Here is a 17,223-nt window from a genome sequence, read left to right as displayed (position 1 = left end):
CTTTTTGTATAATTCATTTAAATAATACATTTTTTGACATTTATTAGTTTAAGTGTTGCCACCATAAATAGTTATAGAAAGGACAGGTGAAATCTATGAAAAAACATCTATCAAAGTTACTTTCATTTTTCTTGTGCATGAGCTTTTTTGTGACAATTTCAAATAAAGCAAATGCAGCAGAAGAAATCATCCCGGTCAACATCTCAGTACAATATGGTCAGACGGAAGCCAGGACAATCCTTGACATGATAAATGAGATGAGAACGAGTGATGATGATGCCTGGTGTTGGGATGAAACCAATACCAAAAAAGAAGTATATTGGGGAGATGCTCTTACTTATGATTATGATTTGGAGAAACTTGCAATGAAGCGTGCAGCGGAACTTGTAATACGGTACGATCATGACAGACCAAATGGTGAATACTTTTCCAGCATTTATAAAGAAGAAAATGTCACTGATTGGCAATCTGTAGGAGAGAATATTGCAATAGGCTATCACTCAGCACAAGCAGTAAATACAGCATGGCGTGAAGATGGTGAAAAATATAACGGACAAGGACACCGCAGAAATATGTTAAATCCTAAGTTTAACTGCGTTGGAATCGGTCATGTAAAATACGATGGCTGTGACTACTGGGTGGAAGAATTTGCATACAGACCTTCTGTCAATACAACTAAAACATCAGCAATTGACAACGAGCAGATTACGGCTATTTCATTAATTAAGAACAAGATTAAAAATATTGAACTATGTTTTGATAAAGATTCATATATTCTTAAAACCGGAGAAACAATAACACCAAATATAAAAACTATGATTAATTATCTGGGAGGTAAGGCATTTGTGGCAGATATACCGGACATTTCTGTCACTGATTCTTCGATTGCCACTTATAGTGATGGGAAAATTTCAGGTGTCAAAGAGGGTAACACAACATTAACGGCATCGTTGTACGGGTTGACAATAACAGATATGCCAACAATAACTGTACATGAATGTGATAATCATTGGAATGATGGTGAAATCACAACAGAACCGACCTGTATAAAAGAAGGCGTAAAAACTTTTACCTGTACCATCTGTGGCGATACTAAAACCGAAACAATAAGCAAGGCAGCAGACAAGCATCTTCACAGCGAAATCCGTGATAAAAAGGACGCTACCTGTAAGGATGAAGGCTATACCGGTGATACTTATTGCACCGATTGCGGTAAGAAAATCTCATCAGGTAAGACGATTGTCAAAACAGACAATCACAACTGGAATACAGGTGAGATTACAACAAGCCCGACCTGTAAAGATACGGGTGTAAAAACTTTTACCTGCACTATCTGTGGCAATACTAAAACTGAAACAGTCAAAAAAACAACAAAACATCTGCATACCGAAATCCGTAATAAAAAGGACGCTACCTGTAAAGATGAGGGTTATACCGGTGATACTTATTGTACCGATTGCGGAAAGAAAATTTCATTAGGTCAGGCGGTTGCCAAAACAAACAATCACAGCTATGATGATGGAAAAATCACAACAGCACCGACCTGCACAAAGAAAGGCACAAAAACTTTTACCTGCACTGTCTGTGGCAATACTAAAACCGAAACAGTCAAGGCAACAGGACATCAGCATACTGAAATCCGCAACAAAAAGGATGCTACCTGTAAGGAAAAAGGTTATACCGGTGATACTTATTGTACCGATTGCGGAAAGAAAATTTCTTCCGGTAAATCGATTGCTAAAACTGAAACTCATAGCTACGATGACGGAAAGATTACAACAAAACCTACCTGCACAAAGAGAGGTACAAAGACATATACCTGCACCATATGTGGCAATACTAAAACTGAAACAGTCAAGGCAACAGGACACAGCTTTGGAGAATACAAGGTTGTAAAAGAACCGACAGCCACTAAAGACGGACTGAAATCCAGAACTTGCACTGTATGTGGAAAAGTAGAGTCTGTTAGAATAGCTAAGACAACTTCTGATAAACAGAATACAAATACTTCAGATAAACAGAATACAAATACTTCAGATAAAAATTCAAATCAAAACACAAATACACAGACAAGCCAAAAGACAAAGACCACGAAAAAGATAAAACTAAACCGCACTAAATTGACTTTGAAAAAGGGTAAAACTTTTAGATTGAAAGTTACTCTAACACCGATAAACAGTCGGGATAAGATTATTTACAAAACTTCAAATAAAAAGATTGTCACTGTCAGCAAAACCGGAAAAATCAAAGCCAAAAGAAAAGGAAAAATCAACATTACGGTAATTTCAGGTAAAAAGAAAATCGTGTGCAAAGTAACAGTAAAATAAAAGACAAATGAATACAAGTATCAATGGCATTTTAACACCCCTGCTTCTCATGATTGAGCGGCAGGGGTGATTTTTGTTTAATAATTTTAAGAAATTGTATTATTGTTTAAATTTATTTGCAGATATAGGAAAAATATTTTCTTCCCTGCTCTTGTTCAGCACCAATTTACGCAACTGCAAAAAATGTCTTATGTGCCATTTTCTTAACAACTCCATTTTCTTCAAAAAAAATCTCATTTTATCAAAAAATGCATTAAATAAAATGGTCTAAACATTAAATTATCTTCCATACCCACATCTTTCTGCGATATTAAATATGCCTTATTAACATTTTGAGAATAAATCGTAGCAGTATTATCATTTGGATGCACAGCAATCTTTTTACCTTCAAATTCTTTATCTAAATAAACATCTATCCTCTTTCTACCTGTATAAAACAATATTGGGAGCAAAGTTATTCTGCCCCCAACTAAAATCACTAATCAGCATATTTCCACGCACTTCTTATATTTTCTAACTTATATTTCTTAAAACAAGATACCTTACGACCCAAAATAATTACTGTCAAAGCCTGTCTTTTCAGGTTCTTTTGGTGCGTTTTTATTTACTTCCGCATTGCTGCTTTCCTGTTCTGCCACTTTGTTATTATTTATGTCGCATCTGTTTTCTCCATCTGCGTTACCGCTGAATATATCTTTTACATCCCTGTTTTTATCATATCCGTTTGGATTTCCAAATATATCGTCACCGGACATTCCCATCTGGCTCTCCATCTCTTTTCTAAGTTCTTCAAATTCAATCTCATTCTGGCTCGGCTGCTCGCTCTTTTCTATAAGTTTTCCTTTGCTGTCAAGGTGTTTGCCTACGATAAATATTGCAATGATAAGCACTATCGTTATCGCAAAACCGCCCTCCATTCCAAAACTTCCACCGTTTATAACAGATGCACCGCCCTCTGCTGATGTCGATGTAAAGATAGAACTTGTAATCTTATTTCCGCTGACGCTTATTCCGTAAAGATTGCCCTGAACAAAATTCCATACACTGTGGAATGCTCCAACTATCCATATATTTTCGCAATCTACAAATAAGAGTGCCGCAAACAATCCATATAAGAAAAGATTAAACATTGCAAGACCGTCAACACCACTGTTCATGCCATGAAGCATTGCAAAGAAAAATGCACTAAATATAGCAGCGTTTATCACATGGTATCTCCTTGTCAATGACACGAATAAATACCCTCTGCAAAGAACTTCCTCTGCCATTCCCTGAATCATATAACCAATAAAATAACCTATGATATAAATTACCGGGATATTTTGTGCTATGCCATCAAAAGTAATGCTTCTTGTGAGGATACAGATAAGGTATGCCACCGAAAATGCGACAAGTGATAAAATCATTCCTTTAAAATAGCTTAAAATTGCACCTTTTTTCTTAAAACCGAGTGTGTTTAATTTTCTCTTTTCAACAAACCTGCAATACAGACATACTACGACTATTATCAACAATTCTGAAATAAGTGTTACTATAGTCATCCACTCAGGCATATTTGATACAAGCTGCATCATCTTGTTTATATCAGGCTGACCTGATGTTATCATATCTATATACTCATTATTTCCAAGCATATTTGCCATCATTGCAGGTACCTGAATAATACCGCCTGCCATAGAGCCGACAATAAATAGTGCTATCGCAATACAGATTTCTGCAAATATTCCATGCCCTCTTTTTACTGCTGCCGCCTGCATAAATTTAGGTTTTCTGATTTCTTTCATAATGTTAAAACTTTTGTTCCTCTCTTTAAATTTACTTTTTTACTTTAACCTTCTTAACCGTTGACCACTTACCATACAAACGCTTTCCTTTTTTCAGCGTATAACCTCTTACTTTTATATAATAAGTTTTTTTCTTCTTTAGCCCTGACAAAGTGTAAGAACATTTCATTGTTGCTTTTGTCTTTGGTTTTCTAAAGCTTTTATAAATAGAATATTTAACCTGATAGACAAGTGCTTTGCTCTGTTTTTTCCATGTAAGCTTTATCTTCTTTTTTGATACATTTTTTGCCTTTGTTATCTTAACTTTTCCCGGTGCAACAATTTTTTTGTCAACAACAGTTATGCTTTTTTTAGTCGTTACAACCGTAGGCTTTGTAGTTGGTGCATTTGTCACCGTCACATCTGCTCCAGGTGTTGTCCTCGGTGTAAGCGTCGGAGCCGGATTTGTCGGCACCGGATTTGTTGTAGCAGGTGTATATGTAACAGACGGTGAAGTTGACGGCATAGTCGTTTTGTCAGGATTAGCCGGTTCTTCCGTTGAAATGACTGTTGCTGTCGGCTCTGGTGTAAATATTGTTGATGGCGTAGTTGTAACTGTCTCCCCCGATGACACGCTTGAACCTGATGTCGCCATTACTTTATAGCTTCCGGTGCTTTCTGCCGCTTTTACACTCCAATCCGGTGCAAACTGTGGCAAAAGACCTAATATAATACAAAATGTCATAAACAATGCTGTTATTTTTTTATCCTTTTTTTTCATAACTGCCTCCGTAAATTCTTTTTTAGTTAGTCCCTCACGCATTTTGCATGGTGCTTTATCTTAAACATTTCCTTCCATATAGCAGGATGGAAAAGTATAAGGAGCGGGAATAATTCAAGTCTTCCTGCAAGCATATCAAATATAAGTACCAGCTTTGACAATACATTAAAATGACCGAAATTGCAAGTCGGTCCCACAAGGGCAAGTCCCGGACCTATATTATTCATTGTTGCCGCTACCGCCGTAAAGTTTGTTATAAGGTCTTTATCTTCAATTGACAATACAAATACCGATGCTGCAAATAATATAAAAAATGTTATAAAAAATACATTTACCGAGCGAACGACCTCGTGCTCTACCGGTTTTTTGTCAATCTGAATTTTTCTTATACATTTAGGATGTATATACGACTCTAAATCTTTTATAATTGTTTTTATGAGTATTATAAATCTCGATACTTTAATTCCTCCGCCTGTACTTCCGGCACACGCACCGCAAAACATCAGAAATACGAGAACAGTTTTACAGGTCTGCGACCACTTGTTGAAATCAATGCTTGAAAATCCGGTTGTTGTGATAATTGAGGCAACCTGGAATGATGCCTGCGTAAGTGCCTCAAAAAAGGACTTTGTTGTATCTATGATATGACAGCATATAATTCCTACTGCCGCTATTATGATAAGAAAATAATACCTTACTTCCTCCATCTTAAATGCTTTTTTAAACTGTTTATACAAAATATAATAATATGCATTGAAATTTACGCCAAATAATATCATAAATATTGTAAGCACCCACTGTATATATGTCGAATAACTTGCTGCACTGTCATTTTTGATACCAAATCCACCTGTTCCTGCTGTTCCAAATGCCGTCGCAAGTGAGTCAAATAAAGGCATCTTTCCTATACATAAGAATATTATCTGAACAACCGTAAGTGTAATATAGATTATATACAATATCTGTGCGGTATGTTTTACTTTAGGCACGAGTTTGCCAACAGATGGACCCGGACTTTCAGCTCTCATAAGATTTATTCTTGAGCCGCCTCCAAGTGGTATTATTGCAAGCAGAAATACAAGTACACCCATTCCACCGAGCCAGTGTGTAAAACTTCGCCACATAAGCGTGCAATGAGAAAGTGCCTCAACATCGCTTAATATGCTCGCTCCCGTTGTCGTAAAACCTGATACCGTCTCAAAAAGTGCATCTATAAGAGATGGTATCTCGCCTGTCAATATAAACGGAATGCATCCAAAAAAACTCATAAATATCCAGCTCAGTGCCGTAGCCACACAGCCCTCTTTAAGATAAAATACAGAACTGTTTGCCTTTTTGTGAGTCATAAGCATACCGAGTAAAAAAGTGACAATGCCAACACCCAGATAGACAAACCCTTCTTTTTCCATGTAACAAAGTGCAACAATGCACGGAAGCAGCATAAATGCTGCTTCCACCTTTAAAACACTGCCTAAAATATATCTTATAATCGACCTGTTCATTTTTTAATCTCCCCGAATTAAAAAATCTTAATTCTTATAAATATTTATACTTTTCAAAATCTGAAAAAACTTAACATACACCAAAAATCACTCTAAAATATCAAGAATAGTATTAAATCCGGTCTGCGTTGTGATTATCATAACGGTGTCATTTACCTGTATAAAGTCTTGCCCTGTCGGTATGATTATCCTGCCGTTTCTGTTTATAAATGAAATAAGCACTCCTTTTTTTATATTTAGATCCATAATTGCTTTATTTGTCACCGCTGAGGCTTCTTCCACTGAAAATTCTATAGCTTCTACTCTTGAATCACAAAGCTGGTAAAGTGTCTGGATATGATTGCTCTTTGAAGCATTTTTCGCCCTTACATAAGCTATTATCGCCTCTGATGTAATATATTGCGGATACATTAAGCTTCCGAGGTCAAGATTGTTTATAACACTTTTAAAATTTGTTCTCGTTATCTTAGTGATAACTTTCGCATTTGAAACCTGCTTTGCATGAAGCGTGAGCATTATGTTCTCTTCATCTATTCCGGTAAGAGGTATAAATGATTCAACATTTTCTATACCCTCCTCAAAGAGCACTTCCTCGTCTGAACCGTCAGCGTTTATTATGACCGCTTTTGGCAGAAGAATACTTAGTTCCTCGCATCTTGCCTTGTTCTGCTCAATTATCTGCACTGAGATTCCCATACCAAGAAGCTGGTTTGCAAGATAATATGCAGCCTTTCCACCGCCTACTATCATCGTATTTTTAACCTGTTTAGTTTTTAATCCGAATTTCTGCATAAAACTCTTTACGGTCTTTCTGTGAGCCACAAATGACAAAATATCACCTTTCTGCATCACAAAATCTCCCCATGGGATATAAACTTCACCGGCTCTTTCTATCACACAGATAAGTACATTTGCAATACCTCTTTTTCCAAACTCCTGTATTGAAATGCCATCGAGCATACTTCCCTCTGTTATTTTCAATTTGATAAGTTCAGCCTGTCCGTGTGCAAATGAGTTTACCTCAAGTGCTGTCGGCAGACAAAGAATCCTTGTCGCTTCTATGGCGGCTTCAAGCTCCGGATTTATTATCATCGTAAGTCCTAACTTTTCCCTTAAATAGCTTGCCTCCGTACTATAATCAGGTGTTCTTACCCTTGCTACCGTATCACACCGGCTTACATGTTTTGCGACTGTGCAGCACAAAAGGTTAAGCTCATCAGAATCCGTGACTGCAATGAGCATATCAGCCGCTTCAATCCCTGCCTCCATCTGTACACTGTAACTGGCTCCATTTCCCGCAAGTCCCATAATATCGTACTGATTTGTTATCTCCATGACCTTTTCACGGCTTCTGTCTATAATGGTAATATCATGTCCCTCTTTGCTAAGTTGTCTTACAAGTGCATTTCCAACCTTTCCACATCCTACGATTATGATGCTGAGTCCTGATTTTACCGGTTTCTTAAATTTCATTATCTTCTTAACTCCTTTTTTAAGATAAACTTTTCAGTCGAATATTCGCAATCCGTTCTGCAATTTGCTCATAACATATGATAGACTTATCCTAGTACATAATATGCGTTTTGTCAAAGCCAAAAATAAGTTTTATGAATATTTCTGTCAATATCCATAAAACTTACCCTTTTTAATACTTTTTATATTTCTTTTCTAATGTATCTATCTCTCCATATACTGTTTCCCTTACCTTTTCACTATCACACTCGATTCCGTTTTTTCCCATAATGAAAATCTTGAAAAAAAGTCCGAGACTTATCGATGCAAATATGTTTATAAGTGAGAGTATCTCATCATCACTTTCCACATTCAGACTGTTTTTATCTATATACTTAAACATTATTCCTTTGGGCGTTTTTGCTTCTTCTAACTTTCCTTTCATCCTGTCACTCACTATCATGTCAAACACCCACGGCTGTGAAAACATTCTTTTCATGCCATTCATTTTTTCGCTAAATCCTGCCGAGATTATACAGTCAATTGCCATTCTCATAAATGCAAATATATCACCATTGCAGTCTTTTATGAAATTTTCAACAAAATCAAATGCTTCATTTTTATGCGTATCAACAATATATAGAAATATATCTTTTTTATCCTCAAAATACTGATAAAAACTTCCTCTTGGTATCGCCGCCTCTTTTATTATTCGGTTTATGGATGCCGCCTCGAATGAATTTTCAAGAAACTCACGCTCGGCAGCAGCCATTATCCTTTCTCTTTTTTCATCAGGCAGCCTGTAAAATGTTTCCTTTGGCATCTTTACTCTCCATCTGTCAGATAATCCTGTGCTTCATCAGGTATATCATCCATATCATCACTTCCTGTATCTATATCCTTTGGCTGTTTACGATATAGAATATCATACATTATAGGCACTATGTAAAGTGTCATAAATGTTGAATAGATAAGACCAAAGCATACGACTATCGCCATACCCTGCTGCATTGCATTTCCTGCATCCTGTGAGAATACCATAACACTCATTGACAGAATTGTCGTAAGTGCCGTCATAAGAATAGGACGCATACGAGTCTTACCTGTTCCTACAAGTGCCGCACGCTTCTCAACACCGCCAATCCTGAGTTTGTTTGCATAATCAACAAACACGATACCATTGTTTACGACTGTTCCCATAAGTATCATAAATCCCATCATAGACATTGCCGAGATTGACTGTCCGAATGCGAGAAGTCCTAACATACCACCCGTAAATGCAAGCGGTATCGTAAAGATAATGATAAATGGCGAGAGTAAACTCTGAAACTGTGCCACCATTACAAGGTATATGAGCAGAAGTCCGAGTGCAAGTGCCTGAACAAGCTGTGCCATCATATCATTTACCTGTGTTGACGAACCGCCTATCTCAGCAGTATATCCATCCGGCATCTTATACTTATCTATCTTTTTCTGAAGTTCTCTTGAGAGAAGTGCCGCATTCTCATTTTCGTCTACATCAGCCGAAACAGTTATCATCTGGGACTGATTTTCTCTTGAAAGAGTCTGTGCGGCCTTTCCCTCATCTTTCTTTGCAAATTTTGTAAGTTTGTAAGTTTTTTTCTTGTCATTACCATTTGAGTCCTTTGTTGTCGCCGTAACTTCGGCTTTCATAAGATTTTCGTATGTAAGTTCATCTGTCTTATTTACAAGTTTTACATCTACATCCGTATCATCAACATTTAATGTTATTGAGGTTTTGTCTGTATTGATGCGTGTCGCAAGCTGCTGGTATATTCCTGCAACCGTAAGTCCTGCGTTTGCAACCTTGTTTTTGTCAAGTGTAAGATGTATCTCTTTGTCTGAGTCCTCAAGACCATTTTTTGCATTACTGCATCCGTCAATGCTGTTTAACATCTTCTTATAGTCATTGCTCAACTCGACAAGTTTATCCATATCGTCACCGTAGATATTGACTTCAAGCCCCTGACTCATCATGCTTCCCATACCTCCGAGTGCTGATGATGAAACCGTAAGTTCCTTACACTTTATGTCTTTTGTGTTTTTCTCAATAGTCTTTCTTATCTTCTTAAACTGCTTTGTAGTCTTAATATCACTCTTTGTTATTATATTGAAAGTAAAACTTGTGTAATTGTCTGATGCCGCACCAAGCGAACCGGACATAGCACTTGCATTTCCGTCCGTAACACCGACTTTGTCAATTCCATCAACTTTCATTATAGCTGCCATAACCTTATCGGCAGTCTTATATGCACTCTTCTTGCTGGTTTTCTTGTCAACTTCAAGACTTACGGAAATCTGGTTACTCTCCATGCTGTCCATCATTACAAGTCCCATTCCTGAAAGTTTCCACACACATACCACTAGAAGCCCTATTGCAATGATAAGCGGTATTGCTTTATGTTTAAGGAAAAATTCAAGCGACTTTCCGTAGGCATCTTTTATTTTATCAAAAAGTTTGTGCTTAGGATTCTTTACTTTCTTAAGCATTATAGAGCCCATAGTAGGTACTACCGTTATCGCAACAAGAAGTGAAGCGATAAGTGAATATGATATTGTGAATGAGAACGGTATGAGCATCTGGCTTACAGTTCCTGATGTATATACCATAGGCAGAAATACACATATAGTTGTTATGGTCGATGCTATGATAGGTCCAAGCACCTGTTTTGTTCCCTGTACTGCTGCCCTCGGTGCTGATAGACCTTTGTTTCTAAGTCGATAGATATTCTCCATAACTACAACCGAGTTGTCAACAAGCATACCTATTCCGAGACAAAGACCTGCAAGCGACATTACATTTATGTTTATTCCGGTGAAGTACATTATAACAAGTGCAAAGAGTACACTGAACGGAATACTAAATGCCACGACTATAGTTGGTCTTACATCCTTAAGGAACAACGCAAGCACGATAATCGCAAGCACCGCACCCATAACAATACTGCTTAAAACACTTGAAATGATATTTTTTATAAAGTCACCCTGATTACTTAACGGTGTTATTGAAAGTCCTTTATATTTTCCCTCAAGTTCCTTAAATGAGTCTGTAAGTGCATTTGTTACATCACTTGTACTCGCCGTACTTGATTTGTATATAGCAAGCATAACTGAATCCTTACCGTTAATCTTTGCATACTGGTCACCCACATTGTCAACTGTAACAACATTTGCAACATCAGATATTCTTATTGAACCAACACCTTTTACTTTTGTGAGCACCATGTTTTTAATCTGTTTTGCATTCTCATAGTTTTCACCTATCTGTATAAGCCACTGGTCATCATTTTTGTCATCAATATATCCGGCAGGCATTGAAAAGTTCTGTGCCGTGATAAGCTGTGACAATGTATCAAGTGTAAGAAGCGAATCAAGATTTGCATTTTCAAGTGCTGCATCTTTTGATTCGTCAAGCTGCTTCTGTGCATCTTTAAGTTCCTTCTTTGCATTTGCTATCTCTTTTTTAGCCGCCTGCATCTGAGCCTGTGCTGAACCAAAGCCCGCTGATGCCTGATAGCCTCCGGCAACTGCCTGCTCCTGTTTTTTATCCATGCCTTTCATCTTCTCATTAATCTTGTCAACCATTGCCTGTGCAACTTTAATCTCAGTCTTTAAGTTGGCAAGTTCCGTGTTTATCTGAGGCATCCTTACTTCAGCAATATCATAAACCTTTTTCATTGATGCAACAGTGAGTTTCTTTACAGAATCTCCCTGACCCATCTTTGTGAGCCAGCTCTTAAATTTGTTAAACTCATCCGGATGGTTTATAGCATCTTTGACACTTGTAGGAATCGTTATATTGCTCCTCTTAGCTGCATCACCTAGTTTTTCGTTAAATGTCTTAAACATTCCATTTAATGATTTATATGTGGCAGGGATTTTTGCATCATTATAAGCTTTTTTCTCAGCCATAAGAGCCGTTTTATTTGCCTTAAGACTTGTGAGTGATGACTCATAAGATGCCTTCATTGCCTGAGCCTGATTCATTGCAACAGAAGCTTTTGCGAGTTTGCTCGTCGTGTTCTCCTGCTTGCTGCTTAAATTTCCCTCCTGCTCTTTTAACTTAGCATTTCCCTCATCTAATTTCTTTTTAGCTTTGTCTATCTTCTTCTGTGCATCCCTCAATTTTTTATTTGTGTGCATCAGAATATCCTCATTGACTTTATCAATCTTTTTCTGGTTTAAGCGTACCTCAATGGTATCATTTATATTTCCTGTCTCCGTGATACTTGCCACACCGTTCTGTCTCTTTAGATACGGAATGACAACTTTGTCGGTAAACGCTGTAACATCTTTAATATCCTTGCCGTCATAACCAACACTTACCGCCATCGTAGCCATCATATCGGCACTTATCTCCATAAGATTCGGCGTGCCGCAATCATCCGGAAGGTCAAGCGAATTAAGTGCCTTAGATACCCTTACAAGAGCGGCATCCATATCGGTATCATCCGAAAACTCAAGCATTGTCATGCCGTAGTTACTGCTTGATGTACTAGACACCTTATTAACACCACTTATCGTTCCAAGTGCATCCTCGACAGGCTTTGTCACATTGTCCTGCACCTTCTGAGGTGAAGCACCCATCTCCGTAGTAATAACTGCAAGATACGGCATCTCCATATCCGGCATAAGATTTGTCTGCATCTTACTGAGGCTGACACCACCAAATGTCAGAACTATAACAATAGCCACCAGCGTAAGATACGGCTTCTTAACAAACATTTTTGTCATGGTCTTTAACTTTCCTTTCTTAATAGGCTACAAAGCGAAACTGTTGTAAGCTGTGTTGATTGAGCAGATATAACATATAATAAAGTAAAATGACAGTTTCGCATATACTTTATAGCATATAAATTAAACACACTATATAGTCTACTTATTTAATCTGCCAATATGACAAGGTGTCATATTCAACAAACGCAATTATATATGACACCCTGTCATATGTCAATAAAAAAAGTGCTAGTTTATCTTAATTTAACAAACTACCACTTTTATTGATATTTTTTTATAATAGGTACTTAAGGTGCGTTTTTTTACATTTATGTACCGCTACGCAGTTCTCCGAGGCGAGAGCCGTCTATTTGTCGTATAATATCCACCTCCCCGGCGTCCGTTGTTCATCAGTCAATCATCTCCCCTATCTCCCGCTCCGTCTTTTTTATCTCCTGCTCAAATTCCCTCGCCGACATCCTGTATGCCCCCGAACCTATTACTATCATCTGCTCCAGTCCATCCGATGTTGCAACTGTTACATTGTGTTTTTTCCCTATCTCATGCGTTACTTTTTCTATATACATATCTGCCGTCTCCGCCTCTTTTGTATAGACCACATTTATATTGTGGTATTTTGATACTTCTCCGGGATTTCCCTTTACTTTGTAAGCATCAAATACAAGTATAAGTTCGCACCCCTTAAACCCCTGATAATTGCATAATATATCCATGAGTTTTGTTCTTGCCGCTTCAAGATTTTCTTTTGACAGGTCATTTAATTCTTTCCACGAGAAAATGATATTATAACCGTCTACGAGAAGATACTGTTTTCCTGATTTTTGGCTTTTTTCATGTCTTTTTAAATACTCCACGCCTCCAGCATCATAAACTGACTCTTTCGGCTTTTTAGACCATTTTTTTCTCTCATAGCCAAATCTGCCCTCAGTGTCACTTCCACCACCTTTTCCAGATGCACTTTTTCCAAATGTTCTCTCGAATATGGCCTCTAGCTCCTTATCCTCCTCTATAGAACCTCCGGTACTCCCTTTAAATGCACCGCTGCGTATTTTTGCTGCCTTATATATCTCCTCATCAGATATAACACTGTCATTCTCATCATCTCCCATATCTACGGCAGCTTCAAGATGCATATAATCTTTTACTTCATACCACGGCACATAAAATCCCGAACCGTGTGCACAGAACACCGAACCAGTCGGATTGTTTATATCAGCATCAGGATCATACATTTTTTCCGCCACTATCGCATCCTGGTCTTTACATGGTCTGTAGCCTTTAAGCGTACAAGTGAGTCTGCCTTTTCCCGCCGTATATGAATTTACCTGCATCATATAACCGCTCATCTGTGCAACTGGAGCTATTCCCGTAAACTCAGAGTTTTCACCCTTTTGGAACGGTCCCTCAAATTTAGCACCCATTCTGTCAAGATCAGTCATTGCTCTGCCTACGCTGTCTGCCGGAACTTCAAGCTTGAATGAATAATAAGGCTCTAAAAGTACATTTTCCGCCTGCATAAGACCTTGTCTTATCGCCCTGTAGGTTGCCTGTCTGAAGTCACCGCCCTCCGTATGCTTTTCATGTGCTCTCCCAGACATAAGCGTTATCTTTATGTCAGTTATAGAAGAACCTGTAAGAACTCCCGGATGTTCCCTCTCGTCTATATGCGTCATTATAAGTCTCTGCCAGTTCTTATCAAGCTTATCCTCGCTCGCCTGCGTTTCAATCGTTATGCCGCTGTCAGGCTCTCCGGGTTCAAGTTTCAAGTGAACTTCCGCATAATGTCTCAACGGTTCAAAGTGTCCTACACCCTCAACCGTGCTTGCTATCGTTTCCTTATAGACTATGCTTCCCTCACCAAACTCAACTCTTGTATGAAATCTGTCCCATATGAGATTTTTGAGTACATCTATCTGAACCTCACCCATTATTCCCGTGTGGATTTCCTGAAGTTCTTCATTCCACACGACATGAAGTCCCGGCTCTTCCTGTTCAAGAGTTTTCATATCATCATAAAGTTTATGTATATCGTCATTTTCCTGCGGTGTGACCTTGTATGTCATAACAGGCTCTAATACAGGCATCTCAGAGTTTGTTTCTATTCCGATGCCCATACCCGGATATGTCTTTTCAAATCCAGTCACCGCACATATCCGACCGGCTCTAACTTCATCAACAGACATGAATTTATTTCCTGAATATATCCTTAACTGATCTGCTTTTTCATCAAGCTGTTCAATATACATTTTTGACTTGAGCACACCACCCGTCACTTTCAGATAAGTTAGCCTTTTATTTTTGTCATCCCTCGAAACTTTATATACTTTTGCTCCAAATTCTTTGGGATATTCTTTTTTTAATGTGTATCTTTCTAGTCCGTCAAGAATTTCCCCGACACCATCAAGTTTCAGAGCTGAACCAAAATAACATGGAAAAAGTTTTCTCTCGGAAATAAGTTTTTTTATATCATCATCATCTATATTTCCGCCATCCATATATTTTTCAAGCACTTCCTCGTCACAGACCGCTATATTCTCAAAAAATGTGTCATTTTTTTCAGCCGAAAAATCCACACATTCACTTCCAAATCTCTCCGTGATACCTGACATTATATCTTCTTTATTGCAATCTCCAATATCCATCTTATTAACAAAGATAAAAACCGGGACATCATATCTTTGTAATAGTCTCCACACAGTCTCCGTATGACTCTGTACTCCGGCAGGTCCGCTTACAACAAGCACCGCATAATCAAGCACTTGCAAAGTTCTCTCCATCTCTGCCGAAAAATCCACATGTCCCGGTGTGTCAAGCAAGGCTATGTCAAGGTCTTTCCACCCAAACATAGCCTGCTTAGAAAATATTGTTATTCCTCTGTCCTTTTCCATAGAATATGTATCAAGAAAAGCATCCTTATGGTCAACCCTGCCGAGCTTTCTTATACTTCCGGAAAGATATAACATAGCCTCCGAAAGAGTTGTCTTGCCCGAATCAACATGGGCAAGCATCGCCAAAACAATATTATTTTCCAAAATATTCCTCCAATTTATCTCAATGTCCTTTTTAATTCAAACCTAACGCTTCTTTTGCAAGCATATCTGCCATATCATTATATTTATCATTTGAATGACCTTTTACTTTTATAAAACGGACATGGAGTTTATCTTTTATGCCGTCATAAAATGCTTTATAAGCCTTTGTCCCCTCTTTATTTGTCTTCCAATCACCGAGACACCATCTTGCAATCCCCTCATAGTCATGATAAATAGCTATATTGTCAAAACCATTTTCAATGGCATAACGCATAGCCGCCTCAGCACCCTTTATCTCCCCTGCAACATTTCTCATCGCTGCAAGCTCTTTATCATTCATTTTTTCGTTAAATTTGATTTCTTTTCCTTCATTTAAAATAACCACACCATACGAAAATTCTTTCGTAACAGAATTATAACTTCCGTCTACATATGCCACAAGTGCTTCAGATGTATCTTCACCTGCAATGCCATCATTCAAATATGCCGTCGCATCCTGCATACTTGTAAAACTTTTATACTTTGCTCCAGAATATCCGTCAACCTGTTTTTTACACTCAGCCCAGCTTGCAAATACTCCGGTACTTCTACCCTCTTTTACTGCATAAAACTTTCCAGCCATACACTACCTTTCTCTTTCTTTCCTTATATAATAAAAAATCTAAAACATTTTACCTGAAATCATCACTCATATGTTCAAGTTCTGCAACAAGTTCCATAGTATCTATAGTCTGCTCATCAAGAAGCCGCCTAAGATTTTTCTGTGTATCATACAAATCGATAACATTTTTCACCCTTTTTTGTACTATCTGCGGATAAAAAGGTTTTGTAATAAAATCACTCACACCATACTCAAATGCTTTCATTTCATTTTCATAATTTGCTTCTACTGTTACAATAATAACCGGTATTTCAGATATAAAGCCATAATCTGACATAAACTCAAGTACATCAAATCCGGATTTTTCAGGCATTATAAGATCTAACAATATCAGGGATATATTTAACTGCTGCTCATCGATTATATCAATAGCTCTCTGTCCGTTTTCAGCCTCAATTATATTGTAATCGTCTTCAAGATACCGTTTAAGTAATACTCTGTTGGTCAATGCATCATCGACTATTAAAATGGTCTTTGTTTCCATAATTTCTCCTATTTTCTCTGACACCGGATGATTTAGCTTTAATTTCTATCCATTTACTATATTATCATAAGTCTTTTTTTCATCAATAAGTCTTTCGTAAGTCGGACTAAGTCCATCAATCATTCCATTTCTCAAGGGCTCAACAAGTTCAACAACTATGTCAAGCATTGAATCAAGTCCCATGTTTGCAGCGAGTCCCTTCAAAGTATGTGCACTTTCAAAAGCAGCTTTTACATTTTTCTGCTCAAGAGCTTCGCCCAGTTCCCTAAAACTTGAATCACCTAACATCTCTATGAGGCACTTTTCATAAAAATCTTCATCACCTAAAAACCTCTCCAAAGTCGTATTCATATCACAACCGCATTTTGAAAGTTCATCCGTAATCCGGCTCATAACATCACCTTCCTTTATCTTTTTGTTCTAAGATACCCGGATATATAAATTATTCCGGGTATCCTTTCTT

12 protein-coding genes are annotated in these 17,223 nt (G+C 37.7%); 1 reads left to right on the top strand and 11 read right to left on the bottom strand.

Going from position 1 to position 17,223, the window contains the following annotated elements:
- Nucleotides 1–149: 149 nt before the first annotated feature.
- The gene (locus tag DWZ63_RS00600) at nucleotides 150–2,327 is read left to right on the top strand and encodes an Ig-like domain-containing protein (RefSeq protein ID WP_182431401.1); all 2,178 of its coding nucleotides are present in this window, start codon (nucleotides 150–152) and stop codon (nucleotides 2,325–2,327) included.
- Between the two features lie 233 nt (nucleotides 2,328–2,560).
- On the opposite strand, the gene DWZ63_RS00595 is transcribed toward DWZ63_RS00600, so the two are convergent.
- The 11 genes from DWZ63_RS00595 to DWZ63_RS00545 form a co-directional block, all read right to left on the bottom strand.
- Nucleotides 2,561–2,806, bottom strand: coding sequence for a hypothetical protein (locus DWZ63_RS00595; RefSeq protein ID WP_147353187.1), 246 nt, complete (start codon nucleotides 2,804–2,806; stop codon nucleotides 2,561–2,563).
- A gap of 63 nt (nucleotides 2,807–2,869) precedes the next feature.
- Nucleotides 2,870–4,111, bottom strand: a complete 1,242-nt coding sequence (locus tag DWZ63_RS00590) for a CPBP family intramembrane glutamic endopeptidase (protein ID WP_118498200.1) — start codon at nucleotides 4,109–4,111, stop codon at nucleotides 2,870–2,872.
- 31 nt (nucleotides 4,112–4,142) lie between these two features.
- Nucleotides 4,143–4,871, bottom strand: a complete 729-nt coding sequence (locus tag DWZ63_RS00585; protein ID WP_118498198.1) for a hypothetical protein — start codon at nucleotides 4,869–4,871, stop codon at nucleotides 4,143–4,145.
- Between the two features lie 26 nt (nucleotides 4,872–4,897).
- The gene (locus tag DWZ63_RS00580; RefSeq protein WP_118498196.1) at nucleotides 4,898–6,373 is read right to left on the bottom strand and encodes a TrkH family potassium uptake protein; all 1,476 of its coding nucleotides are present in this window, start codon (nucleotides 6,371–6,373) and stop codon (nucleotides 4,898–4,900) included.
- Nucleotides 6,374–6,460: 87 nt separating this feature from the next.
- Nucleotides 6,461–7,846, bottom strand: coding sequence for a Trk system potassium transporter TrkA (gene trkA, locus DWZ63_RS00575; protein WP_118498194.1), 1,386 nt, complete (start codon nucleotides 7,844–7,846; stop codon nucleotides 6,461–6,463).
- A gap of 172 nt (nucleotides 7,847–8,018) precedes the next feature.
- Nucleotides 8,019–8,648, bottom strand: a complete 630-nt coding sequence (locus DWZ63_RS00570) for a TetR/AcrR family transcriptional regulator (protein ID WP_118498192.1) — start codon at nucleotides 8,646–8,648, stop codon at nucleotides 8,019–8,021.
- A gap of 2 nt (nucleotides 8,649–8,650) precedes the next feature.
- On the bottom strand, nucleotides 8,651–12,580 hold the full coding sequence (locus DWZ63_RS00565; protein ID WP_118498190.1) for an efflux RND transporter permease subunit: 3,930 nt from the start codon (nucleotides 12,578–12,580) through the stop codon (nucleotides 8,651–8,653).
- A 392-nt stretch (nucleotides 12,581–12,972) separates the two neighbouring features.
- The gene (locus tag DWZ63_RS00560) at nucleotides 12,973–15,615 is read right to left on the bottom strand and encodes a TetM/TetW/TetO/TetS family tetracycline resistance ribosomal protection protein (protein ID WP_243020433.1); all 2,643 of its coding nucleotides are present in this window, start codon (nucleotides 15,613–15,615) and stop codon (nucleotides 12,973–12,975) included.
- Between the two features lie 31 nt (nucleotides 15,616–15,646).
- Nucleotides 15,647–16,237, bottom strand: coding sequence for a ribonuclease H family protein (locus DWZ63_RS00555; RefSeq protein ID WP_118498188.1), 591 nt, complete (start codon nucleotides 16,235–16,237; stop codon nucleotides 15,647–15,649).
- 49 nt (nucleotides 16,238–16,286) lie between these two features.
- The gene (locus tag DWZ63_RS00550) at nucleotides 16,287–16,760 is read right to left on the bottom strand and encodes a response regulator (RefSeq protein ID WP_118498186.1); all 474 of its coding nucleotides are present in this window, start codon (nucleotides 16,758–16,760) and stop codon (nucleotides 16,287–16,289) included.
- A 45-nt stretch (nucleotides 16,761–16,805) separates the two neighbouring features.
- Nucleotides 16,806–17,153, bottom strand: coding sequence for an Hpt domain-containing protein (locus DWZ63_RS00545; protein WP_118498184.1), 348 nt, complete (start codon nucleotides 17,151–17,153; stop codon nucleotides 16,806–16,808).
- Nucleotides 17,154–17,223 lie beyond the last annotated feature (70 nt).

Source organism: Clostridium sp. AF34-13, assembly GCF_003477845.1.
Classification (GTDB): Bacteria; Bacillota; Clostridia; order Lachnospirales; family Lachnospiraceae; genus Butyribacter; species Butyribacter intestini.
The sequence above is the reverse complement of the archived record's forward strand: the minus strand, read 5'-3'. Positions and strand labels throughout refer to the sequence as shown.

Excerpts from the sequence above, each read along its gene's own strand:
- DWZ63_RS00590 (WP_118498200.1), bottom strand. The coding sequence starts at position 4,111 with ATGAAAGAAATCAGAAAACCTAAATTTATGCAGGCGGCAGCAGTAAAA.
- DWZ63_RS00585 (WP_118498198.1), bottom strand. The coding sequence starts at position 4,871 with ATGAAAAAAAAGGATAAAAAAATAACAGCATTGTTTATGACATTTTGT.
- DWZ63_RS00580 (WP_118498196.1), bottom strand. The coding sequence starts at position 6,373 with ATGAACAGGTCGATTATAAGATATATTTTAGGCAGTGTTTTAAAGGTG.
- trkA (WP_118498194.1), bottom strand. The coding sequence starts at position 7,846 with ATGAAATTTAAGAAACCGGTAAAATCAGGACTCAGCATCATAATCGTA.
- DWZ63_RS00570 (WP_118498192.1), bottom strand. The coding sequence starts at position 8,648 with ATGCCAAAGGAAACATTTTACAGGCTGCCTGATGAAAAAAGAGAAAGG.
- DWZ63_RS00565 (WP_118498190.1), bottom strand. The coding sequence starts at position 12,580 with ATGACAAAAATGTTTGTTAAGAAGCCGTATCTTACGCTGGTGGCTATT.
- DWZ63_RS00555 (WP_118498188.1), bottom strand. The coding sequence starts at position 16,237 with ATGGCTGGAAAGTTTTATGCAGTAAAAGAGGGTAGAAGTACCGGAGTA.
- DWZ63_RS00550 (WP_118498186.1), bottom strand. The coding sequence starts at position 16,760 with ATGGAAACAAAGACCATTTTAATAGTCGATGATGCATTGACCAACAGA.
- DWZ63_RS00545 (WP_118498184.1), bottom strand. The coding sequence starts at position 17,153 with ATGAGCCGGATTACGGATGAACTTTCAAAATGCGGTTGTGATATGAAT.